This is a genomic window from Terriglobia bacterium (genome assembly GCA_020072645.1).
Taxonomy (GTDB): Bacteria; Acidobacteriota; Terriglobia; order Terriglobales; family Acidobacteriaceae; genus Angelobacter.
The window spans coordinates 1-24,732 of record JAIQGK010000035.1; the positions used below are offsets into that span (position 1 = coordinate 1).

The window sequence follows — 24,732 nt, forward strand, 5'->3', positions numbered from 1 at the left end:
GGTGGAAGGAGAAGAGTTGCGAGTGCGCTTTGACCTGGAGGTACACGCGCAGGAGCAGGATGGAGAGCTTGAGACAGACTGGATCTATAACCGGGACCTGTTCGACCGCTGGCGCATACAGCAGATGGCCCACCACTACTTGACTGTGCTTGAGGCAGTTGCCAATGATCTGCAATTGGAGATTAGAAATATAGATTTGCTGGGCGCGAACGAGCGAACGCAAATACTCGGCGAATGGAACCAGACACGCAGAGATTATCCTCGCACTGCCTGCCTGCCGGAGTTGGTGGAAGAACGCGCGGAGCGCACTCCTGGGGCAATCGCGGTGACATGCGAAGGCAAGGAATTGAATTATCGGGAACTTAACCGTCGCGCCAATCAACTGGCTCGTTATTTGATTCAGCAGGGAATAGAACCGGAAGCGAGAGTTGGAATCTGCGTAGAGCGATCGGTTGAGATGGTAATTGGATTGTTGGGAATATTGAAGGCCGGAGGCGCTTACGTTCCGCTGGAGCCTGCTTATCCTGATGATCGCCTGAAGATGATCTTGAAAGATGCGGAAGTCCAGTTCCTGGCGATCGGGGAACATCTGGCAAAAAGATTTTCAGATCAATCTGTCTGCCGGATTGATATGGATAGAGATTGGGAGGCCATTGCGCAGCAGAGCCCTGAAAATCTCCTGTCACAGGCAAGGCCCGATAATGCAGCGTATGTAATCTACACATCCGGCTCTACCGGCAAGCCCAAGGGAGTAACGGTCACGCATCGCAACCTGCACAATCTGTTCAACGCAGTGGATGAAAATCTGCGCTTCAGCCAGGGCGACGTCTGGACGATGTTCCATTCTTACTCCTTCGATTTTTCGGCCTGGGAAATCTGGGGCGCTTTGATTTATGGCGGACGCCTGGTGATTGTTCCTTATCTCGTTGCCCGTACTCCTGAAGAGTTTTGCGAGTTGGTCTACAAGGAAGGCGTAACCATCCTGAGTCAGACCCCCTCTGCTTTTCAGCATTTCATCACGGCCAATGAGTTGGTTGGAGGCGGCAAGAAACTGAGCCTGAGGGCAGTGGTTTTCGGCGGCGAGATGCTTGACTTTCAGGGACTGCAAAGATGGTTCGCACGCTACGGCGACGACCGGCCGCAGATGATCAATATGTACGGCATTACCGAAACTACGGTCCATACCACCTATCACAGAGTGACACGCGAGAACCTTGCCGGACCTTCCGGCAGCCTGATTGGCGGGCCTCTGGCGAATATCCGGATTTATGTGCTGAATGAGCATTTGCAACCGGCACCGGTGGGAGTGTTGGGAGAACTCTATGTCGCCGGAGAAGGCGTGGCGCGAGGGTATTTGAATTTACCTCAGTTCACCGCGGCGCGTTTTGTTGCTGATCCCTTCGCAGGTCTGGGAACCCGAATGTATCGGTCAGGAGATCTGGCTCGCTGGACCAAAGATGGAAACCTGGAATTTTCCGGACGTGCCGACCAGCAAGTGAAGATACGCGGTTTCCGAATTGAACCGGGTGAAATTGAGGCGGCACTGCGGGAATTTCCAGAGGTGGCGCAGGCCGTGGTCATTGCACGCGAGGGCGCTAGCCATGAGAAGCAGTTGCTTGGCTACGTAGTGCCTTCACCTGGCGCCGTGATTGACCCTATAGCGCTGCGGCATGAATTGGCGCGGCGGATGCCCGACTACATGGTACCGTCGGTGATCATGCAAACGGTTAGCATACCGCTGACCACCAACGGGAAGCTGGATCGCCGGGCCTTGCCGACACCGGAGTTTCAACCGTCACAGCACGCACGCGCACCGCGTACCGCGCACGAAGAGACTCTCTGCTCCTTATTCAAAGAGGTGCTTGGCCTGGATCAGGTGGGGATTGATGACAACTTCTTCGAGATTGGCGGCCACTCCCTGCTGGCCATGCGGCTGGTGAGCCGCATTCGAACCATGCTCGGCAATGAATTATCTATTCGCAATCTGTTTGAAGCGCCTACGGTCGCGGGCCTGGCCGACCGGATTGCCAAACCGGTCTTGAGCGATCCTTACGAGATCATCCTGCCGATAAAAACATCGGGTAGCCGCTTGCCTCTTTTCTGCATACACCCGGCCCTTGGTCTCAGTTCCGGTTACAGCGCCCTGATACGGCATATTGATGCCGCGTGGCCCATCTATGGAGTGCAGGCGCGCGGGTTGAGCCATGCAGGTCATTTGCCGGGTTCCATCATGGAAATGGCAAGGGAATATCTGGCTCACATCCGGCGCGTGCAGCCGCATGGGCCGTATCATCTGCTGGGTTGGTCATTCGGCGGTTGCGTGGCGCAGGCCATCGCATCACTGGCACAGCAGGAGGGTGAAGAAACCGGCATGCTCGCACTGCTGGACGCTTTCCCTGCAGACCAATACGGACAAGCCGAGGAATCGCCCGAGGCCTATCTCCAGTCACTGATTGTCGCGAATCCGGAGATGGCAGGCATGATTGACAACGCGCATCGTCCACGCATCCTGGACATCGTCGGTAATAACGTGAAGCTTCATGGACGGCGTGAATCATTCTCGTATTCGGGCGATGCGACTTTGTTTGTCGCTGCCGCCGAGCATGATGAACAAATGCTGGCTGACTTGTGGCGCCCCTATATTAATGGAGACATCAAGACCTTTGCTGTTGCTTGCGGGCACCAGGAGATGTTGCAACCGGGGCCTGTTGCCCAGATCAGCCAACGACTGAACAAAGAATTGGAAATGCTTCTTCAAGAGAGAAGACTGGTGGAATCTGTTGCCCCGAAAGATGGCATAATGTTAGGCCTGCAGGGGTAACAGAATGTCTTGGTTGCAACTCAATGAGGTGCGGCACGGGTTTAGAATCCTCCGCAAATCGCCCGGCTGGGCAACCGTAATGGGTTCCACGCTGGCACTTGGGATCGGATTAGCCACGGTCATCTTCGGGTTGGCATATAGCCTGTTGCTGCGGTCACTACCGTATCCAGAGCATGACCGTCTGGTGGCGTTGTGGACGACCAGTTCGGCCTCGCACCTCGTCAGCATGGAGCGCTTTAATGTAGGCGGAGCGAACTGGACGGACTGGCGGGCGCAATCCAAGTCATTTGAAGATATTTCCCTTACTCGATTGGTCACCAACTTCAGTCTCACCGGAGATGGCCCGCCCGAACGCGTGCAGGGTGCGAAGACCTGGTGCAACCTGCTGCGAGTTCTCGATGTCCAGCCAATGCTCGGTCGCATGTTCACCGAAGAGGAAGACCGCGCAGAGGCGAAAGTGGCGGTGATCAGCTATGGATTCTGGACCCGGCATTTTGGACGCGACTCCGCCATCCTGGGACGAAAGATTCAGTTGAATGGAGTGCCATACGAAGTGATCGGCGTGATGCCGTCCAATTTCTGGTATCCAACCAGGGAGTTCGAATTGTGGGTTCCGCTTTATCTGCCGCAAGACGATCTGCAATCGCGTTGGGACTTCTACTATCGGTCGGTAGGGCGACTGAAGCCGGGCGTGAGTTTGCAACAGGCGCAAGATGAAATGTCCGGGATCATGCGCCGGCTGGGCCAGCAGTATTATGCCAGTAATGGCGCAACCAAACTTGGAGTCATCATAGACCCGCTGATGGACAGCACCGTGGGGCAATTCCGCAAGACAATTTACGTGCTGCTTGGCGCAGTGGGTTGTCTGTTGCTGATTGTCTGCATCAATCTGGGCGGGCTGCTGATTGTTCGCGCCAACGCCCGTGGCCATGAGTTTGCGATTCGTGCCGCCTTGGGAGCAAATGCAGACCGGTTGCGCAAGCAGACACTCGCCGAAGTGCTTCCGCTCAGCATCATCGGGTGTGTTGGCGGCGTGCTGCTGGCCTGGCTGCTGCTCAAGATTTTGATGCGGTATCTTCCTTTTGAAGTGCTGTCCCTGGGGCCAATCGGCTTGCATATACCGGTGCTGGCAGCTTCGCTGGTGCTCAGCGTGCTGGTGGTAATGGCAGCGGCAATGCTGCCGGCTCGCATGGCTTCGCGGCTGAACATCTCTACCATCATGCAGCAGGCGTCCCGCACTGTAGCGGGCGGCGGCACAATTCGAAATGCGCTGGTCATCGCGCAGATCGCCGTGACGCTGGTAGTTGTTTTTGCCGGTGGGTTGCTGGTGCGGAGTCTGGTTGCGGTGGTGCAGACAAATCCCGGATTTTCACCCCAGGGCGTGTTGACCATGCACATGGCAGTGTTGCGGGCGAAATATCCGACTGACGCGCAGGTTATTGATTATTACCGCCGGGTGATTGCGCGAGTGAAAAGTATTCCCGGTGTTGCCGAGGCCGCAGTTATTAATGTGCTGCCGCTCAGCGGGCTTCATGAAGATCGTCCGCTCAAGATCGAAGGACGGCCTGACGAAGGCCTGGTTGATGTGGATAGCCGTGCGATAACTCCCGGCTACTTTTCGGCGATGGGAATTCCTGTGATTCGTGGACGCGACTTTTCCGAGCAGGACACAAAGAATTCACCGCCCGTAGGCATCATTGATGAGCAGCTCGCCCGCAAGATATGGAGCACTCAAGATCCATTAGGAAAGCGTTTCCAGGCTGCTGTCGGAGTTACTGAGTACTCGCCGTGGATACAGATTATAGGAGTGGTGGGCCACACCAGGAATGAAACCTTGGAGACCGATCCGCGCCCGCAGATGTATTGGCCACAGGCTCAGCAAACACAAGACCGGGCCGCCCTGGTGGTCAGGACCTCCCAATCTCCAGAAAGCCTTGCTCATTCAGTGGTTGAACAGATTCACCGCGAGAACCCGGAGCAGTCGGTCTACGATGTCCGCTCCATGGAGGATTGGCGTGATCGCAGTCTTCAATCGCGAAATCTGTTGACCGGCCTGGTTGTGCTGTTCGCGGGGGCGGCATTGCTGCTGGCTTGCATCGGATTGTATGGCGTGGTTTCTTATGCGGCTGGCCTGCGCTTGCGGGAGTTTGCCGTCAGAATTGCGATTGGCGCCCAGCCCAGTGAGGTCCGCCGCCTGGTTTTATCGCATGCAATTAAGCTATGGATCATCGGCGCCGCTCTGGGGTTGATAGTGGCGTGGCCGGCTGGCCGTGCTTTACAGAGTTTGTTGTATGGCGTAGGAAGCACTGACTTAACTGCTGTATCGGTTGCTCCATTCCTGTTACTCGTGACTGCCTTACTGGCTGGAATTGGTCCAGCCCGCAGAGTAGGGCGCGTTGACCCGGCGGTCACGCTCCGGGGCGAATAGCAAAATCCCAAATAGCCCCTTTCAATAAACTGCCCGTTGTCGCAACGATCGCGGGAGTGCGCACATCATTTCATAAACTTCAAAACTCACGAGAGACAAAGAAATATGTCTGATCCGCTTACCGAATTTGCACGCGCTTATGCGCCACAACTCGCTTCCGGGGTTGCAGAGGATACTCCATTACTGGAGCAAGGTCTTCTGGACTCCCTAGGCTTGATGAAGCTGATTGCCTTCCTGGAACGCCAATATCGGCTTGTAGTGCCGGATGAAGAGATAACCCCGGACAATTTCCAGACCCTAGGCACAATTCGAAAACTCATTCACGGCCTCAGCGCAAAGCAATAACCGCATTATGACACTCGAAAAATCAGGGTCTGTTTCAGCCACCAGGGCTTTCCACAAGTATGTCGTGGTATTCGGTTCATGCTGTACGGCAGACGCCATAAGAACGAAGAACCTGGAAGAAGTCCATGGCGCGAAACTCCGTTTGTTGTCTTACCACGGCCGTACCGCACCGGTCAGTATCCTCACCGGGAATCTGAAGCCGGATGAGTTTATCTATACGGAAGAATGCGGCAAAGCGGTGGGCACCAACTGGGGACTGTCAATGGTAAAAGATGAGTTGGAAAAGCAGCATTACAACCGACTCGTCCAAATCATGAGCATGAGTGATGCGCTTCTTATGGATACAGTCTCCGCGTTCACATTCCCATATTTGATTACCGGTTCCGACAATCGCTGTTTCCTTCGTTCGAAAGAATGGGAGCGTTACGTGGAACTGCGCATTCGCTGTGGACAGAAGTGGTTGTGGGAATTTCCAATGGAACTTTCTGTGACTGCGCTGCGAACGGTCCTGGAAAGTCTTTACGCGCAGCAGCCGAACCTGCGCTTGCTATTTCATTTTCCCCGGCCATGTTTCAACGATGGAGTTACCTTTGAAGACCCGCAACTCACTACAAATGTGGATTACTACCATCGCTACAATGAGCGTCTGTACGATGAGGCTGCGCGTGCATTTCCACGGGTCAGTGTGATCGCCTGTGGCGGAGAGCGGGCCGATCCACTTCACTACAATTACCCGTTTCCATTCCATTACGACGAGAGCTACGTGAATGCTCTTCGACTGGAAATAGAACGGCTGCTGGCGTGATCTGGCCGTCTGCAACTACTCTCGCCTGGAATTAACGATTCAAAACACTCAGCTTACATGACCGAAGCAGTCCAACAACTCGGCCTGCGCCAGGTGCTGCAAATCAAAGAAGTGCGGCGATTATGGATGGCGCAACTGGTCAGCGTCTTTGGCGATTTTCTTGTGATTTTCGCCGTATTGAGCCACGCCTCTTTTGATCTGCGGGCAACTCCCGCGCAAATCACTCTGATCATCGTCTTCTTTCTGGTTCCTTATGCCTTGATCAGCCCGGTAGTAGGTGTTTTTGTAGACCGCTGGAATTTCAAGCGCACGATGATCGCGAGTGATGTGGTCCGGGCCGCGCTGGTGCTGCTGCTGGTCTCCTCAGACAACCTGAATTGGATCTATGCCGCGTTTCTTCTGTTGAGCACCGTATCAACATTCTTTGTGCCTGCGCAGATCGTCTGCATCCGTGTTATCACTCCGCCCGAAGGCCTGATTTCGGCCAATGCCTTGATGCAACAGGCAATGCAGATTGTCCGCATCATCACTCCTGCACTGGCAGGCGCAATGGTGGCATGGTTCGGGGCCAAACCCTGCTACATCATTGACTGCATCAGCTTTCTCATCTCGGCGACGCTGATCTGGAGCCTGCGCATCAGCGGCGAACCAGCCGCTTCCGCCACAAATGGGCACACGGTCGGTGCCGTGGTCGCTGACCTTATGGCGGGAGTCAAATTCATTTTCACTCATGCAGTTCTGCGGTTTGTGATTCTGGCCATGGCCGTGACCGTATTTGCCCTCAGTTGCGTGGGGCCGTTAATCGCCATCTATGTCCGCGATGAACTGAAGTCGAGCGAATTTGTGTTCGGCATCATCAACTCTCTGCTGGGAATCGGCATGATCGTGGCAATGCTGGCAATCAGCAGGTTTGCCCAGCGGCGCTCAAAGGGCCAGTTGATTCTGATGGGACTGTTCACCATGTGTGGAGGCATCCTGCTGATGGGCGTCCTTATATATGTTCCGTCGGCGGCAGCAGGTCTTTTTAACATTGGGCTCGGCGGCGACATTGTCCTTGTTTCCGGGCTCACGATCATCCAGGCCCAAACACCGGCGGAAATGGTTGGGCGCGTCAGCGGCAGTCTCTGGTCGCTGATGTCCATTGCGCAACTGCCCGGCCTAGTACTCTCTGGTGAAATCGCCAAACAAATTGGAATTGCCAACGTGTTCTCCTGTACTGCGGTGGTGCTTGGGTTAATCGCAATACTGGGCCTCATTCGCATGCCCCAGGCGCAAATGGAGAGAACAACTGCTACTGGTTCCTGATGGCCTATGCTTCTTATGAACGATCCTATTGATTCAACAGACGAAATTGTCAGGAATGGCGCGAGCTATATCCAGACCTTTGAAGATAAGGCGAGTTGGAACGGATATATCGGCTCCGGCATCCTTGGCATGACCATGCCGGCTTGTCTTGGCGGACAAGCTCTTCCCATCAGATCACTGGTGGCCATGATGGAGGGCCTTGCCTACGGCGGCGGCGATGCGGCAGTGCTGTTCGCAATGTCGGCCCAGTTGTGGAGCGTGCAGTACCCGATTTTGAAGTTCGGCACGGAGGAACAGAAACGCACATTTATTCCGCCGATGATGCGTGGAGAACTGCGTGCAGCTCATGCGGCTACGGAACCCGAAGCGGGCTCTGACATATTTCAGTTGCAGACGAAAGCTGTCCGCTGTCCCGGTGGATATTGCCTGGAAGGCGCGAAGCGTTACATTACGAGCGCGCCTGTCGCGGACATCGCCCTGGTCCTCGCCTCCACCGATGCAGAGCAAAAAATCTGGGGATTGAGCGCCTTTCTGGTTGATCTCAACAGCCCCGGAGTTTCGAGGAGCAGCAACATCCCTAAGATGGGACTTCAATCCGCCCAGTTTGGAGACATCTGGTTTGAGGACTGTTTTGTGCCGACAGAGCGGCGGCTTGGCGCGGAGGGGGTTGGTTCCAGCATTTTTTCGTTGGCCCTCGATATGGAACGTTCATTCATTATGGCTCCTGCCATTGGGTTCATGCGCCGGGAACTGGAGCTTTCGATTGAGCACGCCAATAGAAGGAAACAACACGGCAGCACGATTGGCAGTTTTCAATCTGTGTCCAATCGAATTGCGGATATGGCCATGCGCCTGGAACTGTGCAGATTGCTGATCTATCGCGCTGCCACGCTGAAGGATTCAGGGCGTTCCACAAAATACTATTCATCATTGGTCAAGCTGGCCTTGAGCGAATTTTATGTTGCGTCAAGCATGGACGCCGTCCGTACCAAAGGCGCTCTCGGTTATCTGCTCAATGATCCATCGGGTATCAATTTCCGTGATGCCATTGGCAGCCTGTTCTACTCAGGCACGTCAGATATTCTGCGCAATTTGATTGCAAGCCATCTGGGAGTAAACAATGTCTGAATCGCTCACCGCGATCTTTCGTCGTACCGTCAGGGATTTCGGAAACCGTCCCGCAGTGGCCGGGCCAAACCGGACCATCTCCTATGCAGAACTTGATTCCATCTCTGATGGCATCGCTGGATCTCTGCGCAAGATCGGAATCAGGCCGGGCGCAAGGGTTGGCATTCTTAGAAGGAAAAGCATAGAGACCGTAGCAGGCATCTATGGCGCCCTCAAAGCCGGCTGCGCTTATGTGCCGATTGACAGCAAGATGGGGATTGACCGGCTGGCAGCCGTTCTCAACGATGCTGGGTTGGCAGCGTTGATCATTGAGCCTTTATTGATGCCGAAGTTCCAGGAACTAATCGCAAAAAATCTAACGCCCCGGCTTGCAAATGCAGCTTCTTATGGCGAGATACTCCGGTTTTCCAATCCCGCAGAAGAGCTTTCGCCGGTCAACGACCTGGCATACATTCTGTATACTTCAGGCTCCACGGGAATCCCCAAAGGAGTCCAGCACTCACACGCAAGCGCTCTGGCCTTTGTATCCTGGGCAACGACTGAGTTTGCCCTTTCATGCAGTGATCGGTTGAGCTGCCATGCGCCTTTCCATTTCGACCTCACGACCTTCGACCTCTTCTGTGCGGCCATGGCGGGGGCGTGCGTTGTCTTAATTCCGGATGAAGTCGTTATGTTTCCCGGCCAGGTGGCCTCGCTCATTGAGAAGGAAGCAATCACCGTCTGGTATTCGGTGCCGTTTGCTCTCATACAGATGGTGGAGCGCGGCAATCTTGCTGGTCGTCGCCAAGCTCTGCGCGAGGTGATCTTTGCCGGAGAACGCTTTCCACCCGCCCAATTGCGGCGGCTTGCCGCAACGCTGCCTGAAGTGCAATTAACGAACCTGTTTGGACCAACGGAAACCAATGTGTGTACTTATCATCGGCTTTCGCCGGATGATCTGGCCAGTGATGAATTCTGCCCGATTGGCCGGCCATGCCCCTACGCTTCAGTTGTCGTGATTGATGCAGACGGAAATGAGGCAGGGGCAGGTGAAATGGGGGAATTGCTGGTCGGCGGCTCTTCTTTGATGGCAGGCTATCTGAACAGGCCGGAACTGAACAAAAAGGTATTTGTGACCAGACCGACATCAGGGCGACCGGAGCGGTTTTTCCGAACCGGCGATCTGGTCACCGCACCGGCCGGCGGGCCCATACGTTTCCACGGACGTGTTGACCGGCAGGTGAAAGTGCGGGGATTCCGCATTGAACTCGATGAAATTGAAAGTGCGCTGGCGAACTGTGCCGGGGTGATTGCCGCAGCCGCGTGGGTCAAAAATGACACCAATGGGTTTGCCGAAGTGCGGGCCGCTGTTGCGGCGGGCTCCGCATCAGCCGGCCTGACCGGTGATGATCTTATTGTGCAGGTCAGGGGCGCCCTTGCCCAGGCTGCGGTTCCAGCGCAAGTCCTTGTTCTGAACGACCTGCCTCGAAGTGTGAACGGCAAAATTGACTACGCCGCTTTGGCAGCCTCAGCTCGGTAAATTCCACGCGCGCGCTTCAGCGCGAATCAGCAAATTTCAACATCAACAGGAGCAATGAAAAATGGCGAACCCATTTGATGACGAAACCGGCGAAGTTTTCGTGCTGGTGAACGATGAACTTCAATATTCGCTATGGCCGGCATTTCGTGAAATTCCATCCGGCTGGACGGCTGTTGGCCCACGCGGCAGCCGAAAAGAATGTCTCGATTATATTGAAGAACATTGGACCGACATGCGTCCCAGAAGTCTCGTGGAACAGATGAATAAAGATGCCGGGGTGCGCGGCTGATGAATTTTCGAACACAAGGCCGTGCGTCACGCATGGCCGGAAGAATTATGCAACAGGGTAGCAACATGAATAGCTTTTCAATACGAGTTAAATTGGCGGTCCTCGTGCCGACAATTGTTGTTGGGTTTTTGCTAATGACAATGTCGCGCGGGAGTGCCGCGCCCAATTCCGTTCCTTCTGCGCCATCCCCATCTCCGGTGTTTGAAACCGGACAGGTGCGTCCTCTGGCCATGTCTCCGGACAAGACCAGATTGTTTGCCGTCAATACACCTGACGATGCGCTGGAGATCTTTCAAATCACTCCGCGCGGGCTGGTTTGGCAGGCGCGTGTGCCGGTCGGTGTTCAGCCAGTGGCGGTCAGCGCGCGGAACAACAATGAAGTCTGGGTGGTCAATTACCTTTCCGATAGCGTGAGCGTGGTGAGCCTGACCGGCACGCCACATGTCATCCAAACGCTGCTTGTGGGAGACCAGCCCCAGGATGTCGTATTTGCGGGCGCTCCGGAACGGGCTTTTATCACGACGGCGCATCGCGGACAACAGCGCAGCGACCCGTCCATTGCAGATGTTCCCGGCGCGGGCGATCCGCAACTGACCACTCCCGGCATTGGGCGCGCCGATGTGTGGATCTTTGATCCTCGCCTTTTGGGAAATACGGTCGGTGGGCGGCCAGTAAAAATCATGACCTTCTTCACTGATAGTCCGCGCGCTCTGGCTGTCAGCCCTGACCGGAAAACCGTCTATGTTGCCGGATTCAAAACCGGCAATCAGACAACCACCATTCCAGAGGAATCGGTGTGCGACGGCTTCAAGCCCCATCAGCCTTGCACTGCGCCTGATGGCTCGGCAAGCCCCGGCGGCAATCCGGGACCTGCGACGAACTTTGAAGGCAAACAGGCGCCCAAAGTGGGGCTGATCGTGAAATTCAACAACAAGACCCAACGTTGGGAAGATGAGCTGGGGCGCAACTGGAACTCCGCCGTGCGCTTTCGCCTGCCTGATACCGACGTCTTTGCCGTGAACGCCAATACTCTTACCCAGACAACGGCATTTGCTCATGTGGGGACAACTCTGTTCAACATGGTCACCAATCCTGCAAGCGGCAAACTTTATGTCTCGAATACAGAGGCTTTCAACCAGTTTCGTTTTGAAGGCCCCGGCAACTTCGGAGGCCATACCGTGCAGGGACATCTGGCCGAGACGCGAATTACCGTAATCTCCGGTTCGTCGGTTCTGCCGCGTCATCTGAACAAGCACATTGACTACAGCAAACTTGCAGGCAAGCCGGGATTTGATCTAACAGCAAAAGAACATAGCCTTTCAACCCCGCTCGGCATGGCGGTGACTCACGATGGACATACGCTTTATCTGGCCGCTTTCGGATCAAGCAAGATTGGCGTTTTCGATACGGAGGCGCTGGAAAATGATACGTTCAATCCAAGGGCCATCAGTTCGAACTACATCCCGGTCAGCGGAGGAGGCCCAAGCGGGCTGGCGCTGGATGAAACAAGAGGGCGGCTTTACGTGATGACACGCTTTGATAATTCGGTGAAGGTGATTGATCTGGCTTCAAAGCAAGAGATAGCCAAATCGGTTCTGCCCGATCCCGAACCGGAATCAGTGATTGCAGGACGTCCTATGCTTTACGATGCTACCCGTTTCTCAGGCAACGGTGAGGCCTCATGCGCGAGTTGCCACATCTTCGGAGATACTGACGATCTTGCCTGGGATCTCGGCAACCCTGATGCACAGGTGATTAAAAATCCCACCAGGATTTTGTTTGTTGAGGTGTTTTCGCTGGGAGCCAAGCCAGCCTTGACTACACCGTTGAACGGCACTGGCGGGCCTAATGAGCTTCATCCGATGAAGGGCCCCATGACGACCCAGACTCTTCAGGGATTGAAAAATTCCGGGGCAATGCACTGGAGAGGCGACCGGGGAAACGGACACTTCGGCATTGATCCATTAGACTCCAGGCTATCTTTCGACAATTTCATTGTGGCATTCAAAGACCTGTTGGGAAGTCCGGAGTTGCCGCCGGAATCAGAGATGCACAAGTTCACAGATTTCCAATTGCAGGTACTCCCTCCCCCCAATCCGGTGCGTCACCTCGATAATTCGCTGACCGCGGCACAGCAGCGGGGCCGGGACTTCTATTTCGGGGGGCGTCCTTCAGACGGAGTCACAATCAGAGACAAGTTCGACAAGAAACTCAACTGTAACGGATGCCACGCGCTCGATCCAGCCCAGGGATTCTACGGCACGGGCCGTGAATCGAGCGTTGAGCCGGGCACGCAGATGATGAAGATTCCGCAGTTGCGCACTCTTTACACAAAAGTGGGTATGTTCGGCCATGCCAAGGTCAAGGTCTTCCAGGACACAGACAGTGGTCCCATGGGAAACCAGGTTCGCGGCTTTGGTTACCTGAACGATGGATCGGCTGATACTCTGTTCCATTTCTTCAACAAGATCGTATTTGAACCGTTGCCGCAGCAGGGCTTTCCGGTGAATAATCCCGATCCAACCCGTCGCGACGTCGAGCAGTTTGTACTGGCATATGACAGTGATCTTGCGCCAATCGTCGGCCAGCAGGTAACGCTGACTCATGCCAGTGGCCCGTCAGTGAATCGCCGCATTGATCTGCTGATCCAGCGGGCCCAGACAGAGTTCATCTCGAAGTCCCTGGGCGGGAAAGTGAAGGAATGCCAACTGGAAGCCAGCCTCGTGCTGGACGGCAGAATGAGGAATCTCCGGTACGACCCGATGATGAAACAGTTCATCTCCGATGATGCGACGGCCCACTTTCCTGATGGCGCATTGCGCGCTCTGGCAAAGGCGCGAGGCAGGGAATTGACTTATACGTGCAAGCCGCCCGGCAGCAGGCACATCCCTTAGCTGCAAGCCGCTCAAAAAAATCTTTTGAAATTCAACATTCAGCCTGAAACCGGCTGCGCTCCCAATGCAGTTCAGGAGGACCCACAACTATGTACACCATTTCCCTCGTGAACATGCCGTTTGCGAACATCGAATTGCCTTCCATCGCACTGGCGCAAATTAAATCTTTACTCCAATCGCAATTCGGCGAAAAGCTATCGGTCAGGATCGTTCATGCAAACCACGACTTTGCCAGGTTCCTGGGCCTCAATAATTACCGGTTCGTCAGTACTTCGATGCAGGCCCTGTACGCCGGGCTCGGCGACTGGTTTTTCCGACGGCAGGCTTTCCCGGAGTTGCCAGACAACACTGATAAATATCTGCGCCGCTACTTCTGGAGCAAGGGCGGGGAACAGCAGCATGTCAAAGAGATGATCGAGCAAAAGCTGCCTACGCTCAGCGCCTGCATGGACGAGCTCATTACGAAATATGAACTCGATAAATCTGAGATCGTTGGATTTACCTCCATGTTCATGCAGAATGCCGCCAGCTTCGCCATGGCCAGAAGATTAAAGCAGCGCAACCCAAAGGTGATCACGGTCATGGGGGGAGCTAATTGTGAATTTCCCATGGGTCGGGTGATCGCCCAGAAAATGGAATACATTGATTTCGTGTTTTCCGGTCCGGCTCTCAAAAGCTTTACCCAGTTCGTCGAATACTGGCTGAATGGTGACATATCGAAAAGTCGCTCCATTCGCGGCGTCTATTCCCAAGATGCTTCTTTGCCTGCTGCCGCCGGACTGGAAGCTCTGGGCGAAGAACTGAGCATTGATGTTCCGATTGAAGTGGACTATCAGGATTTCGTGCGCCAGTTCGATGAATATTTTGCCAACACTGACTCGAGGCCGATCCTGCCCTTTGAAACCTCCCGCGGGTGCTGGTGGGGGCAGCGTGCGCACTGCACATTCTGCGGCCTCAATTCTTCCACTATGCCTTATCGTGCGATGAAGCCTGCATTGGCCATTGAGCAGTTCAAGGCGCTGTTCCGGTATGAAGGGGCCGTGAGCATGCTCCAGGCCGTGGACAACATCCTGCCCAAGAACTATCTGGCGGAAGTGCTGCCTTTTCTCGAGACTCCTTCGACCATGGAAATTTTCTATGAGGTCAAGGCAGACTTAAGCGAGAAGGATTTTGCGACTCTGGCAAAATCCCGCGTGAACCAGGTCCAGCCGGGAATTGAGTCGCTGGCAACTTCTACTTTGAAACTCATGAAGAAGGGGACCACCGCTTTCCAGAATGTGGGGTTCCTGAAGATGAGCACTCTGTATGGAGTTAAGCCATCATGGAATTTGCTGATTGGATTTCCCGGCGAGAACGCAGAGGTGTACCGGCAATATCTGGAAGTCATCCCCCGGCTGGTGCATCTGGAGCCGCCAGCGGGAATTTTTCCGGTTCGTTTTGACCGCTTCAGCCCGTACCATAGCCAGGCGGCTGCTTACAAACTCGATTTGAAGCCAATGGATTGTTATTCGTTTATCTATCCATTTGACGAAGCCACGTTGCATGATTTCGTTTACTACTTCAGTGACCGGAACCTGGCCGCCGAATATTTCACCAACATGGTCCAATGGATCGGAAAATTGCAGGCCGCCGTCAGCCAATGGCGGGAACTCTGGGAACATCCGAAACAAGGCGGGCCGCCGCGCCTGGAGTTCAAGGGCGACTCAGACATTGTTTTTGACTCCCGTTCGGGGTCAGCAATCGAATATCCGGTTGGACTACCTGCAAAATCAATTTTGGATTACCTCGCGAAACCTGCGCGGATTGAAGAGATCATGAAAGTATTCTCTCCGCAGTACGGCGCGGATATTACTGCACAGATTGAATTTTTGCGGAAGAAGGAACTGGTGTTTGAAGAGGGAGACCGGCTACTGAGTCTTATCCTGAACAGGGACAGCATCAAGCGTGAAGAAAGCATAGTTCCGTCACCGGAACCACTGTGGAAGAAACCCGCGTCCATGCTTAGCCGCCCCTCGAACGCCTGATCGCGATTCATCAGCAATTTAGACTTTGATATTTCATCTTGAGGGAATATGACAAATAACGACTCTAACGGAAGCACACAAAATCTGGATACTCCAGCACAAAGCCAGTCGACGGCAGCCGCATCTCCGGCGCCAGCCTGCGCGGTGAAGACGCCCACCATACGGGTAGCTGAGTATGTGCCGCCACGGAATGACGTTGAAGCTTTTGTAGCGGAAATACTGGCGCAATTGCTGAAGATGGAGCAGGTCGGGGTCAATGACAACCTGATCCTGCTGGGCGGCGAGTCACTGCTTGCCGCACAGGCAGCCTGGCACATTCGCAATCGCTATGGTTGCGAAGTCAGCCTGCGTTCCATTCTCACCGGGACCGTCGCCAAAATTGCCACGGAGATCATTGCCGCCACTCACGATGCTGAGTGATCCGGTAAGCTGCGGTCACGCTAGCGGACAGCGCGACGAGACCTCAAACTTTAACTTAAGATTTCAGCGCTGTAGCGGGCGATCAGTCCGGTGCGCACGGCGTGGCGGTACATGCGGGTGAAAAACCAGCAGGCAACAACTAAATAGAAAACAGCCAGAAGCGCGGCCCACAACAGCGTGATCGCGGAGAACGCGTTGCCGGGAACAATCTTTCTCATTCCTTCAAAAATATAAGAGGGTGGCAGGGCGTGTCCTACATACTGCATCCATACCGGCAGTGTTGAGAGCGGATAGAAGACACTGGCAAATGGAGAGATAAGAGCGGGAATGAGATGCCTGAAAAGGCCACCTGCCCCAGATCATTGAGAACAGCTCCGAATCAAGAATCTTCCTTTATTCTCAGGGACATCTTTCTGTTGTCATTCCCAGGCTGGCGGTGCTTCCTGGATGGCACCCAGCTCAGTTTCCCGATTGCCACTTCACTCAATAATGCCGGTCAGCTTGCTTTTGCAGGTTTTACCAGCAACAGCGTTGGAACATTCCTATTTGCAAATCAGTGAGAAGCACAAATGATTCGCTTAGCCGCTTCATTTAAAATCGTGCTATACTCAATTTCGCAATGATGATACGGATCAAATCCATGATGAGACGGCGCGTCAATCGCGTTCGGCCTTCGGGATTGGTCTGTCCATAGTACTTATTTAGTCAGATTCAAGTTCTCCGAAGGCCCCGACAAAAGTCGGGGCCTTTTGACGTTTATGAAGGTTTTTGGCCGGTAGCCAAGCTGGAAAGGCACGTGACTGTTACTCACGCTATGCGCAGGTTCGAATCCTGCCCGGCCAGCCAGATTTAGTAAACAATGGCTCGCTAGTTCAGTAGGAAGAACGTGGCTCTCATAAAGCCATCGTGGATGGTTCGAATCCATCGCGAGCCACCATTTTGGGAGGGTCCTCCGGGAGGGGCAGTGCCTTATAAGCACTTCGGCGCCAGATTAGCGCGGCTAGGCAGGTTCGACTCCTGCACCCTCTACCAAGATGTTTCGCGCCGGTAGTTCAACGGATCAGAATAGTTGGCCTACACCCAACAGATGCGGGTTCAACTCCCGAACGGCGCACCATGCAGGATTAGCTCGAAGGTCGAGCCCGCGATCGATAATCGCGAGGTGTTGGTTCGATTCGAGCATCCTGCACCAGTTTGCATGAGGGCGTGTGGCTGAATGGATCAGGGACTTGACTACGAATCAAGTTCATGTGGGTTCGAGTCCTACAGCGTCCTCCAGAAGTTAATGGGAGCTCTTTTCAGAACAGCGATCGCACCGCAGCGAACTTGTCTGCGCCGGCCTAAAGCTGACATTCTAGTTTTGGAACGAGATTGCGCTAACACGTGATTTCAATTTTTTGCTTAAAATCACCGTACAATAAACGTACAATGGATCCGGCGTTGCAGGCGTTTTAGGCACTGTGGGCATTGTAGGATTCTCGTCGAATCAATAACTTGTCTGTTTTCAGCATCCGGAGCAGTTCGATCCCGACTAGCTCCACCATGTACATTCCTTTTGTTTCTACCACTTACAGCTCACCCGTTTTTCACTGTACCGTTTTGTACCGCCGAATTTTGACCGAGTGGAATTTCTGCCTTACTTTTCTCCCGGTCTTTATGCATCTTTTCGTCTATACCCGCCACGCCGCCAAGTGCCACCGGCGTGATCGCTTTTGGAGGCGCTGTCACTGTCAGAAGTGGATCCAGGGCGTCCTGAACGGCAAGCCAATTTGCGTAGCCGCTTGGACCAATGACTGGGATACGGCTGAGACAAAAGCTCGTGAGATGGAACATCCCGTCCTGGCAGCTAAGCCGCCAACACACCAGCCTGTTGTTGCAGAGGTCCAAACAGCGCCGCACAGAATCACGATCAAGGAATCGGTCGAGTCGTTTCTTGAGGATGAGGAAGGGCGACATTTGCGGAAGGGAACAACAGGACAGAGCAAGACTCTGCTGCAACATCAGTTGATACCTTGGGCTCACCAACAGGGGCTTAGGTATCTCGACCAGTTGACGGTCTCAGTCTTGGCTCGATTCCGCGCGCACTGGAGTAAGGATCTTGAGAACTGCCAGAATACCGCGCGGAGGAAGCACGAACGGCTCTGTGGCTTTTTTCACTTTTGCATCCGCAGCGAGTGGCTGAACAAGAACCCTGCCCGGCTGTTAAAACCGATCAAGGTTAACCGAGTGCCAACCGGATATTACACGCGCGATGAGTTCGCCCGCATTGTCGACGCGACGTATGCATACGGGAACTGGAAGGGCGGTCACGACTTTGAACACCGAGGTAAATGACTTCGAGCACTACTACTGCTTATGCGTTGGGGAGGATTGGCGATTACTGACGCCGTGACTCTTGAACGGGCAAAGCTTACGCGAGACGGAAAGCTATTTCTGTATCGTGCAAAGACAGGTACTCCGGTCTACGTGCCGCTGCCTGCGGAGGTAGCACAACTGCTTCGAGAGATTCCTAACTCCAATCCACGTTACTTCTTTTGGTCGGGAATGGGCGAAAGAGAGAGCGCCAAGAAATCTTGGGACAAGAGCCTTCGCCGGGTGTTTCAGAGCGCGAACCTGCGCGAACCCGACGGAACTCCCAAACGATGCACCGCCCACATGTGCCGGGATACGTTTGCCGTGGAGCTGCTGCTTTCCGGCGTGCCCCTTGATCAGGTCTCTTTGCTGCTCGCCCACGACAGCATCAAGGTGACAGAAAAACACTATGCTCCATTTGTCAAAGCCCGCCAGGAACAACTTGAAGCAAGCGTTCGACTTGCGTGGCGCAACATGAGCGGAATTGCTGCCTCAGCCGAATCGCGGCCAGGGGGCCTGTCCCGACCAGACTAGGCCGGTTTTTGCAACTTGCGATGGACCCGCCTAAGGACGCTCTCCGGGATCCTTCGCGTCACATAGGTCCTCTTCCGACGGGACCTGTGGTTGGCGAGTTCTATCACACCGGGCTCGTGTTCGAAAATCCTGCGGACGGTTTTTTGGCTCAATCCCCACAAGTGCGAAATCTCGTTGATCGAGTAGTGTTTTTCGAACGTATCGCTCGCGGTGTGGTCCTCAATGGTCTTTGGCAATTCCCGAGCGCCTGGAGTGTTCGGCCCGGAATTCGGTCTCTCTCGCGATTCTACCGAAGACCCAAGAGATACACGCTCTAGCTGCAGGCGGCTGGTTCTGGTCACAACAAACTCCCAATGATGTCTTTGTAATTGCCAATCGCTTTTCGGTCAAAATTCCTGCAAAAGAGGAAATTTGACCGAAATTCGAGGTGGACATAGGTTCTCCTCGTCAGCTGTCCTTTACAGCTGCGCGAACAGGAGAAAGACTAGCTTTGTTTTCCTCACCCCCGCAAGCCCGAGAAGCCCTTGACTCAATTGGATACATCACTGATGACATAACCGCCACGGTTGTGTACCTCGGAGCCAAGCTGAATAAGCCTGTCCTGCTTGAAGGACCGCCAGGCAGCGGGAAGACCGAACTTGCCTATGCCATTGCCAAGGCGACGGGCACAGAAGTTGAACGATTGCAGTGCTTTGAAGGCATCAACGAAGAGAAGGCCATCGGCAAGTTTGATGAAGCGTTGCAGCGGTTGGCTGTGGAGCTGCGATCCAAGTCAGGACCGGTTGAATGGGAACAACTCAAACAGGAAGTGCACGGGTTGGAGTTTTCAGTGCCGGTCCACTCCTCCTGGCTCTGCAATACCCGAAGCGGTGCGTACTGCTTGTCGATGAGCTCGACAAGGTTTCCCAAGCTTTCGAGGCCATGTTGCTTGAACTACTTTCTGTTTGGCAGTTGAGCATCCCTAAGCTTGGCGTGATTAGGGCAGAGACCATTCCATTTGTAATCCTGACTTCGAATGGAGAGCGCCGCATCGGCGATCCTCTGCGAAGACGAAGCTTTTATCTTCGGATCGATCATCCCACTCCGCAACGAGAAGCCGCGATTCTTCAATTGCGGACGCCGAACCAAAGCGCTGAGTTCCACTGCTGTATGGCAGGCCTGGCAAAGGCGTTGCGCGGCTGGAATTTGGAGAAGCCCCCATCGATCTCCGAAATGCTTGATCTGGCGCAGGCCCTTGAAGTGCTGGGAGAATCGCGAATTACACCCGAAATGCGAGACATTTTGTTGCCGCTGCTAGCCAAGATGGAAGCTGACAGACGAAAACTCTTATTGCGGGATGGATGGGCGAGCTTGGTTTACGACGCCCAGCAATACAGCGCGGAGGCAGTCGAGCCATGAAAACGCTTGGACTCCTGCTGATTCTGCTTGTTTGCCTTGCCGTGTTGGGCCGGAATGGGCAATGCCTCCAGGCAGGAAGCCGAGTATTACGTTGCCGCCTATGCCAAGCACTATGGCGTTCCGGTTGAGTTTGTTCGTGCACTGGTCGAGCAAGAGTCAGGTTGGCACAGGTGTGCCATTTCCAGAAAAGGAGCCGCCGGCCTGATGCAGCTCATGCCGGATACCGCCAAAAAGTTGAACGTTCAGGACCGCTGCGACGCGAAGCAGAACGTCTCGGGAGGGGGCCGTCATTTGGCGCGGCTGATGGCAAAGTTCCATGGAGACCTGAGGTTGGTTGCAGCCGCATATTATGCGGGCGAACGGGTGATCGAAGTTCGTGGGCTTCAGTATGCAAACCCTGACGTTGTTGCTTACGTGGCGAGCATCCGTCAGCGGGTTGAGCGCCATAAACAAGTTCGGAGTGCGAATGTTCAACGCACTCCTGGGAGAACACGATGAGAGTGCACTTGATTCTGATTGTCTGTGTGATTGCCGGCATCGGCGCGGCCCAAACGCAGGAGAGCAAAGTTATCCCGGGCGTTACAACTGTGCCTATCGAGGAGGGCGCAGTCAGACTGCTGTACCTCGCACATGGCTACACGACTTCAGTAAAACTGCCAGAGGAGATCAGTTCCGTGGTCATTGGGAATCCCGGCCGCCTTCAAGGCGGAACACTCCGATGCCGAGCCACGGCTGGTTTTCTTGAAGCCCTCACAACACAGCCGAGCGAAAGCAATGCATTGATAACGACCAAATCAGGCCAGGAAATTCCGCTGCATCTGGCGAGCGGGTAAGGCATCGGCAAATGCGCAGGTCGACTTCTTCGTGGAATACAGGCGCCCCCAGAGCCTGCTCGTCCATTCGGACGGTGAAAGTTTTCTGATTGCGGAGACTCGCCCGATTGCGCAGAGCGCACCGATCAAGCCCCGAGCCCTTTCAGAGAAGCCAGATCTGGTCGCCCAGGAGATTGCGAGACAGAAAGGCTTGGCTTCGCCGGCCTGGGAGGGCAAGGAAATGAAAAACAAAATGTTGATCAACACTTGTCAATTCTGCGGCAACCCACCGTTCACCAGCCGCACAGAAATCCTGATGGTCGCCAGTGTCTTGCCGTCCGCCGTTGCCGTGCATTCAATTTCCTGCCGTTCTTTCGTCTCCACTTTTGGCGCGTCCAGCATCACCTGCCAGTAGTAATCGCTCTGCGGATCAAGAGCAAGGCTGCCCGCTCCGCTCTGCGTCGTCCACCCCTCAGGCAGTTTCACCACGATGGTCATGGTCTTCATCGCATCCGTATGGTTGTGCAGATCCAGTGGAATCAGCAAAGTCGCGCCGCGCTTAATCGATATCTCCGGTTCTTTGGCCTTCGGCAATTTTGTGATTCCATGCGCGCGCTTGAACTTCTCATAAAATCCCCAAGGCCCACCCAGTTCCACTGAAAGCGCCGCAGGCTGCTCATAGGCCTCTCTTGCCGGTGGAACAAATGCGATTGGCCCCGGCGTGATTCCTTCAAAAACATCTCCGGTCACGCTCCCCGGAACCAGTGATTTGCCAAAGACAAAACTTCCCTCGCCGCCCCAGTTCTTCTCCTGTTCCGCCACCTGCTTCTCGTCCATCTTCTTCAGGCCTTCAATAAACTTGCGATATTGCGTCAGGTGATACTTAAAGGTCTCAAACCCGGCGCGCCAGTACGGAATCTTCAGCGCCTTTGCCATGCCGTTGGTCTGGTAGGTCGGCCCGGTGCCTTTAAAGATGTCATCCGCTGAATCGGGAAAGTAGTAAAGCTTCTTGGCCTGCCACGGCTGCAGGCCGTCCAGCAGCCTCTCATTCACTTTTACCGGCCCTGCCACCTGAGCCGGAAAAACCGTAGGATCGCCCGCGCTGTCAAAAGCCTCGGTCGCCAGCACGCCCGCCGCCTGATGGTCGCCGTGATTTTCGCCCACAAAAAATCCCGGCATCCACGTGATAATCACCTCAGGACGCGTCAGCCGCACCATCCTGACAAGTTCCTCGTCCACCTGGCCCTGATGCCAGTTCGCCAGCGACTCCAGGACGTTCTGGCTCGGCGTATCGCGCCCGCTCAGGAACCATACGTTGTCGATTCCCACGCTCGCCAGCGCATGCCGCAGCTCCATCTCCCGCACCGCGCCCAGTGACTGTGCCCGCTCCGGCCCCATATTGTTGTGCCCGGCCTCGCCATGCGTTGTATAAACCACGGCCACGTGTTTTTTCTGGTCGATGAGTTGCACCAGGTACGGGACCACGCCTGTTTCATCGTCTGGGTGCGCGACGATCAGCAGCACGTCGACTTTCAGCCGCTCATCCGGCTTGAGCAGCGGCGGAGTGGGTGATGGCGTGGGATTCTGAGCGACGGCGTTCGCAATCAATAGCAGCAACAAGCCAAGCAGGCGAAATGGATTCATCGATTTCCTTTGAAAAATAATGTTAAGAGACTCTCAGGTCAGCAGCAAGGATTCAAATTTTAGAGTGTGCTGCGCGTCCAGCGCCTTGGCCTTTTTCGTTGTTCCCGGGGGCATCTGGTGCTGTATTCTTTTTTAATCGGCACACATCTGATACCAAATAAGCCTGCCGGCTGTACGATATCAGAGAAGCACTAGATGGCTTCCAGCCGGCTTGATCACGAACAAAATCCTCCAGTAAGTTCGTGAAAGTGTCGGCGCTGCAAGTAGCGGCTTCACCAGCAACTCCGGCTAGCACAAGGGGATTCAGTTGAACACGGTACCCGCCATCCTGCTCAAGGCCCGGGAAGAAAAAGCCCAGCGCTTAATGATGGTATATGCCATCACCGGACTCTTTTTCATGCTCTTGCCCGGCACCTTTCTGGGAGTGTGGAACCTGATTTCAATCAGCGGACATCGCGGCGCCGCGATTTCTGCGAGCTGGATTCAAGCGCATGGCATTCATGCTATTGGATCACTTAGATCACATCAAAAAGTATGACAACCAAAATCCTGATAAAGAGACTTATCCAGAGGATCTGGAAGCGGATGACTCGGAAGCCTCCGACCCGGAGAGAACTCTTGGCGAGGAGGGAAAGTCTGCTGAGTAATTTCACAATCCGTGAATTAGAGAATCCGACCATGCGACGGGACTTTTGTAGAGCGATGGACAACATCGACCGAACCCTGCCCAAATCCAGAGAATGGTGATGGCGCCTTACTCTCCCCTCAATGGCGCCAGACGTGAAGGGAGGAATAAGGCGCGGTCTTGAGGTCGACCATCGCCTTTATTATTCGTGGCCATGTCGGATGAAAAAATAAAAGTCAGAGATTTAAGAAATGGCGATTGGTACTGGATCAATAAAGTGATCCTTGATGAGTACGGTGAGAAGCTCAAGCCGATCGGCATCGCAATTTATAACTGCCTGGCGGCACATGCTAACCAGGAGGGTTTTTGTTTTCCATCACACAAGCACATTGCCAACAAAATAGGAGCCAGCATCTCGAGCGTGCAAAGAGGCATTCGGCAACTCATAAAACTGAACCTCGTTCGCAAGGGCAGACAACGCTATCACAACCTCTACTACCTCTTAAAACTAGATAGGTCATATAGACCGACCTCAAATAAGACCGGTCAGCCAGACCTGCACATCGGTCACACAGACCGGTCAGATCAGTCAGCCGGAACTACTAACAAGAATAAAGAAAAAGATTTAAATAAAAAGAATTACGCTCGTGATCAAAAAACTGTGGATAACTTGGATCAGATGAAAGCAAGTCTGGCCAGAAAGATGTCGATGAACAGCCCGAAGCGATCGGCAATGGATGATACCTAATTTGCCCGTTAGCTGTCCGAGAAGTAGTCGACCCCGGACAGCGACGAATTATTAATTAACTATGATCGAGGATATCTGAGGCCGAGGCCCGAATGGCACATGAACCGTTCTTTGAAGTTTGAGCCTCTATTGCCACTCGAACGGAGACACATAAGTCGGGTTGGCAACAGACCCCTCTGGAAAAACAACTATGGATAGAGAGGAAAACATAGGCAATTGTCCGCATTGCACTAGGATCATCTTCAAAGATGCCATCTTCAATTCCGAGGCCTCATTCTCCACGCGTTGCCCACACTGCAACAAGCCTGTAAAGGTGATTATCAAACACAAAGTTGAGATCAAACTTATAGCGGTTACAGATGAACGCAATTCAAAGAAAGGTCCCGGTCCCGGCATTCTGAAATAAGCCAAGCACCTTGAGAGCTGAAAACAAAAAGGAGCTACGTGTTAGCCCCTTTTTGTCTTGCCGAACCTAAGTTTGGACTTTGCTAATCATCACGCTCATCTCCTGCAGTTTAAATGCAGACGGGGCGAGTCACTTGGCACGCCGATACGGCCGTCTTTGTGTTACCTCCGGTAAGAAAAAGGTTCAAGTCGAACTTGTCCCTTGTGTGGGCAACTGCTTGGTAGTAAAAAGAAAC

Annotated in this window: 22 protein-coding genes and 5 tRNA genes; 25 read left to right on the forward strand and 2 right to left on the reverse strand. The window is 54.1% G+C overall.

Features of this window, described 5'->3' with window-relative positions; genetic code table 11:
• From LAO76_27445 to LAO76_27495, 11 genes are all read left to right on the forward strand, one after another.
• A partial coding sequence (locus LAO76_27445) for an amino acid adenylation domain-containing protein (GenBank protein ID MBZ5494679.1) occupies nucleotides 1-2,821 on the forward strand: 2,821 nt, incomplete at its 5' end.
• Nucleotides 2,822-2,825: 4 nt separating this feature from the next.
• Nucleotides 2,826-5,249 (forward strand): ABC transporter permease, encoded by a 2,424-nt coding sequence (locus tag LAO76_27450; protein ID MBZ5494680.1) that lies wholly within the window; start codon nucleotides 2,826-2,828, stop codon nucleotides 5,247-5,249.
• A gap of 105 nt (nucleotides 5,250-5,354) precedes the next feature.
• Nucleotides 5,355-5,594, forward strand: coding sequence for a hypothetical protein (locus LAO76_27455; protein ID MBZ5494681.1), 240 nt, complete (start codon nucleotides 5,355-5,357; stop codon nucleotides 5,592-5,594).
• A 7-nt stretch (nucleotides 5,595-5,601) separates the two neighbouring features.
• Nucleotides 5,602-6,399, forward strand: coding sequence for a hypothetical protein (locus LAO76_27460; GenBank protein ID MBZ5494682.1), 798 nt, complete (start codon nucleotides 5,602-5,604; stop codon nucleotides 6,397-6,399).
• Between the two features lie 57 nt (nucleotides 6,400-6,456).
• Entirely contained in the window at nucleotides 6,457-7,704 is a 1,248-nt protein-coding gene (locus LAO76_27465; GenBank protein ID MBZ5494683.1) for an MFS transporter, read from the forward strand.
• 15 nt (nucleotides 7,705-7,719) lie between these two features.
• Nucleotides 7,720-8,832 (forward strand): acyl-CoA dehydrogenase family protein, encoded by a 1,113-nt coding sequence (locus tag LAO76_27470; protein MBZ5494684.1) that lies wholly within the window; start codon nucleotides 7,720-7,722, stop codon nucleotides 8,830-8,832.
• Nucleotides 8,825-10,351, forward strand: a complete 1,527-nt coding sequence (locus tag LAO76_27475) for an amino acid adenylation domain-containing protein (GenBank protein ID MBZ5494685.1) — start codon at nucleotides 8,825-8,827, stop codon at nucleotides 10,349-10,351. The genes LAO76_27470 and LAO76_27475 overlap by 8 nt, the downstream gene beginning before the upstream one ends.
• Nucleotides 10,352-10,412: 61 nt before the next feature.
• Complete coding sequence (locus LAO76_27480; protein MBZ5494686.1) at nucleotides 10,413-10,640, forward strand: MbtH family protein; 228 nt, start codon at nucleotides 10,413-10,415, stop codon at nucleotides 10,638-10,640.
• Between the two features lie 47 nt (nucleotides 10,641-10,687).
• Nucleotides 10,688-13,534, forward strand: a complete 2,847-nt coding sequence (locus tag LAO76_27485; GenBank protein ID MBZ5494687.1) for a hypothetical protein — start codon at nucleotides 10,688-10,690, stop codon at nucleotides 13,532-13,534.
• Between the two features lie 89 nt (nucleotides 13,535-13,623).
• Nucleotides 13,624-15,558 (forward strand): RiPP maturation radical SAM C-methyltransferase, encoded by a 1,935-nt coding sequence (locus LAO76_27490; GenBank protein ID MBZ5494688.1) that lies wholly within the window; start codon nucleotides 13,624-13,626, stop codon nucleotides 15,556-15,558.
• 48 nt (nucleotides 15,559-15,606) lie between these two features.
• The gene (locus LAO76_27495; protein MBZ5494689.1) at nucleotides 15,607-15,978 is read left to right on the forward strand and encodes a hypothetical protein; all 372 of its coding nucleotides are present in this window, start codon (nucleotides 15,607-15,609) and stop codon (nucleotides 15,976-15,978) included.
• A 50-nt stretch (nucleotides 15,979-16,028) separates the two neighbouring features.
• Here the strand turns inward: LAO76_27495 and LAO76_27500 are convergent, their stop codons facing one another.
• Entirely contained in the window at nucleotides 16,029-16,307 is a 279-nt protein-coding gene (locus tag LAO76_27500; GenBank protein ID MBZ5494690.1) for a hypothetical protein, read from the reverse strand.
• Nucleotides 16,308-16,310: 3 nt separating this feature from the next.
• On the opposite strand from LAO76_27500, the gene LAO76_27505 reads away from it, so the two are divergent.
• From LAO76_27505 to LAO76_27560, 12 genes are all read left to right on the forward strand, one after another.
• Nucleotides 16,311-16,538, forward strand: a complete 228-nt coding sequence (locus LAO76_27505) for a hypothetical protein (protein ID MBZ5494691.1) — start codon at nucleotides 16,311-16,313, stop codon at nucleotides 16,536-16,538.
• Between the two features lie 209 nt (nucleotides 16,539-16,747).
• Nucleotides 16,748-16,824 (forward strand) — tRNA-Asn (locus LAO76_27510).
• Nucleotides 16,825-16,839: 15 nt separating this feature from the next.
• Nucleotides 16,840-16,915 (forward strand) — tRNA-Ile (locus LAO76_27515).
• A gap of 5 nt (nucleotides 16,916-16,920) precedes the next feature.
• Nucleotides 16,921-17,010: transfer RNA gene (locus LAO76_27520), tRNA-Ile, on the forward strand.
• 9 nt (nucleotides 17,011-17,019) lie between these two features.
• A tRNA-Val gene (locus LAO76_27525) sits at nucleotides 17,020-17,095 on the forward strand.
• 1 nt (nucleotide 17,096) lies between these two features.
• Nucleotides 17,097-17,170, forward strand: a tRNA-Ile gene (locus LAO76_27530).
• A gap of 632 nt (nucleotides 17,171-17,802) precedes the next feature.
• Nucleotides 17,803-18,312: a phage integrase SAM-like domain-containing protein gene (locus LAO76_27535; GenBank protein MBZ5494692.1), complete on the forward strand. Its 510-nt coding sequence runs from the start codon at nucleotides 17,803-17,805 to the stop codon at nucleotides 18,310-18,312.
• 21 nt (nucleotides 18,313-18,333) lie between these two features.
• On the forward strand, nucleotides 18,334-18,864 hold the full coding sequence (locus LAO76_27540; GenBank protein ID MBZ5494693.1) for a site-specific integrase: 531 nt from the start codon (nucleotides 18,334-18,336) through the stop codon (nucleotides 18,862-18,864).
• Between the two features lie 490 nt (nucleotides 18,865-19,354).
• Entirely contained in the window at nucleotides 19,355-19,819 is a 465-nt protein-coding gene (locus tag LAO76_27545; protein MBZ5494694.1) for a MoxR family ATPase, read from the forward strand.
• Nucleotides 19,786-20,262, forward strand: a complete 477-nt coding sequence (locus LAO76_27550) for a hypothetical protein (protein MBZ5494695.1) — start codon at nucleotides 19,786-19,788, stop codon at nucleotides 20,260-20,262. Before LAO76_27545 ends, LAO76_27550 begins: the two co-directional genes overlap by 34 nt.
• Before the next feature lie 54 nt (nucleotides 20,263-20,316).
• Nucleotides 20,317-20,760 (forward strand): lytic transglycosylase domain-containing protein, encoded by a 444-nt coding sequence (locus LAO76_27555; protein ID MBZ5494696.1) that lies wholly within the window; start codon nucleotides 20,317-20,319, stop codon nucleotides 20,758-20,760.
• On the forward strand, nucleotides 20,757-21,095 hold the full coding sequence (locus LAO76_27560; protein MBZ5494697.1) for a hypothetical protein: 339 nt from the start codon (nucleotides 20,757-20,759) through the stop codon (nucleotides 21,093-21,095). Before LAO76_27555 ends, LAO76_27560 begins: the two co-directional genes overlap by 4 nt.
• 249 nt (nucleotides 21,096-21,344) lie before the next feature.
• Here LAO76_27560 and LAO76_27565 read toward each other — a convergent pair whose 3' ends face one another.
• Nucleotides 21,345-22,718: a PIG-L family deacetylase gene (locus LAO76_27565; GenBank protein MBZ5494698.1), complete on the reverse strand. Its 1,374-nt coding sequence runs from the start codon at nucleotides 22,716-22,718 to the stop codon at nucleotides 21,345-21,347.
• A gap of 307 nt (nucleotides 22,719-23,025) precedes the next feature.
• Between LAO76_27565 and LAO76_27570 the strand changes: the two genes are divergently transcribed.
• Nucleotides 23,026-23,256, forward strand: coding sequence for a hypothetical protein (locus LAO76_27570; protein ID MBZ5494699.1), 231 nt, complete (start codon nucleotides 23,026-23,028; stop codon nucleotides 23,254-23,256).
• Nucleotides 23,257-23,557: 301 nt separating this feature from the next.
• Entirely contained in the window at nucleotides 23,558-24,091 is a 534-nt protein-coding gene (locus LAO76_27575) for a helix-turn-helix domain-containing protein (GenBank protein MBZ5494700.1), read from the forward strand.
• Nucleotides 24,092-24,732 lie beyond the last annotated feature (641 nt).

Excerpts from the sequence above, each read along its gene's own strand:
- LAO76_27470 (MBZ5494684.1), top strand. The coding sequence starts at position 7,720 with ATGAACGATCCTATTGATTCAACAGACGAAATTGTCAGGAATGGCGCG.
- LAO76_27535 (MBZ5494692.1), top strand. The coding sequence starts at position 17,803 with ATGGAACATCCCGTCCTGGCAGCTAAGCCGCCAACACACCAGCCTGTT.
- LAO76_27475 (MBZ5494685.1), top strand. The coding sequence starts at position 8,825 with ATGTCTGAATCGCTCACCGCGATCTTTCGTCGTACCGTCAGGGATTTC.
- LAO76_27550 (MBZ5494695.1), top strand. The coding sequence starts at position 19,786 with ATGTTGCTTGAACTACTTTCTGTTTGGCAGTTGAGCATCCCTAAGCTT.
- LAO76_27490 (MBZ5494688.1), top strand. The coding sequence starts at position 13,624 with ATGTACACCATTTCCCTCGTGAACATGCCGTTTGCGAACATCGAATTG.
- LAO76_27485 (MBZ5494687.1), top strand. The coding sequence starts at position 10,688 with ATGCAACAGGGTAGCAACATGAATAGCTTTTCAATACGAGTTAAATTG.
- LAO76_27565 (MBZ5494698.1), bottom strand. The coding sequence starts at position 22,718 with ATGAATCCATTTCGCCTGCTTGGCTTGTTGCTGCTATTGATTGCGAAC.
- LAO76_27480 (MBZ5494686.1), top strand. The coding sequence starts at position 10,413 with ATGGCGAACCCATTTGATGACGAAACCGGCGAAGTTTTCGTGCTGGTG.
- LAO76_27555 (MBZ5494696.1), top strand. The coding sequence starts at position 20,317 with ATGGGCAATGCCTCCAGGCAGGAAGCCGAGTATTACGTTGCCGCCTAT.
- LAO76_27450 (MBZ5494680.1), top strand. The coding sequence starts at position 2,826 with ATGTCTTGGTTGCAACTCAATGAGGTGCGGCACGGGTTTAGAATCCTC.
- LAO76_27505 (MBZ5494691.1), top strand. The coding sequence starts at position 16,311 with ATGCCTGAAAAGGCCACCTGCCCCAGATCATTGAGAACAGCTCCGAAT.
- LAO76_27455 (MBZ5494681.1), top strand. The coding sequence starts at position 5,355 with ATGTCTGATCCGCTTACCGAATTTGCACGCGCTTATGCGCCACAACTC.
- LAO76_27495 (MBZ5494689.1), top strand. The coding sequence starts at position 15,607 with ATGACAAATAACGACTCTAACGGAAGCACACAAAATCTGGATACTCCA.
- LAO76_27465 (MBZ5494683.1), top strand. The coding sequence starts at position 6,457 with ATGACCGAAGCAGTCCAACAACTCGGCCTGCGCCAGGTGCTGCAAATC.
- LAO76_27560 (MBZ5494697.1), top strand. The coding sequence starts at position 20,757 with ATGAGAGTGCACTTGATTCTGATTGTCTGTGTGATTGCCGGCATCGGC.
- LAO76_27540 (MBZ5494693.1), top strand. The coding sequence starts at position 18,334 with ATGCGTTGGGGAGGATTGGCGATTACTGACGCCGTGACTCTTGAACGG.
- LAO76_27460 (MBZ5494682.1), top strand. The coding sequence starts at position 5,602 with ATGACACTCGAAAAATCAGGGTCTGTTTCAGCCACCAGGGCTTTCCAC.
- LAO76_27575 (MBZ5494700.1), top strand. The coding sequence starts at position 23,558 with ATGTCGGATGAAAAAATAAAAGTCAGAGATTTAAGAAATGGCGATTGG.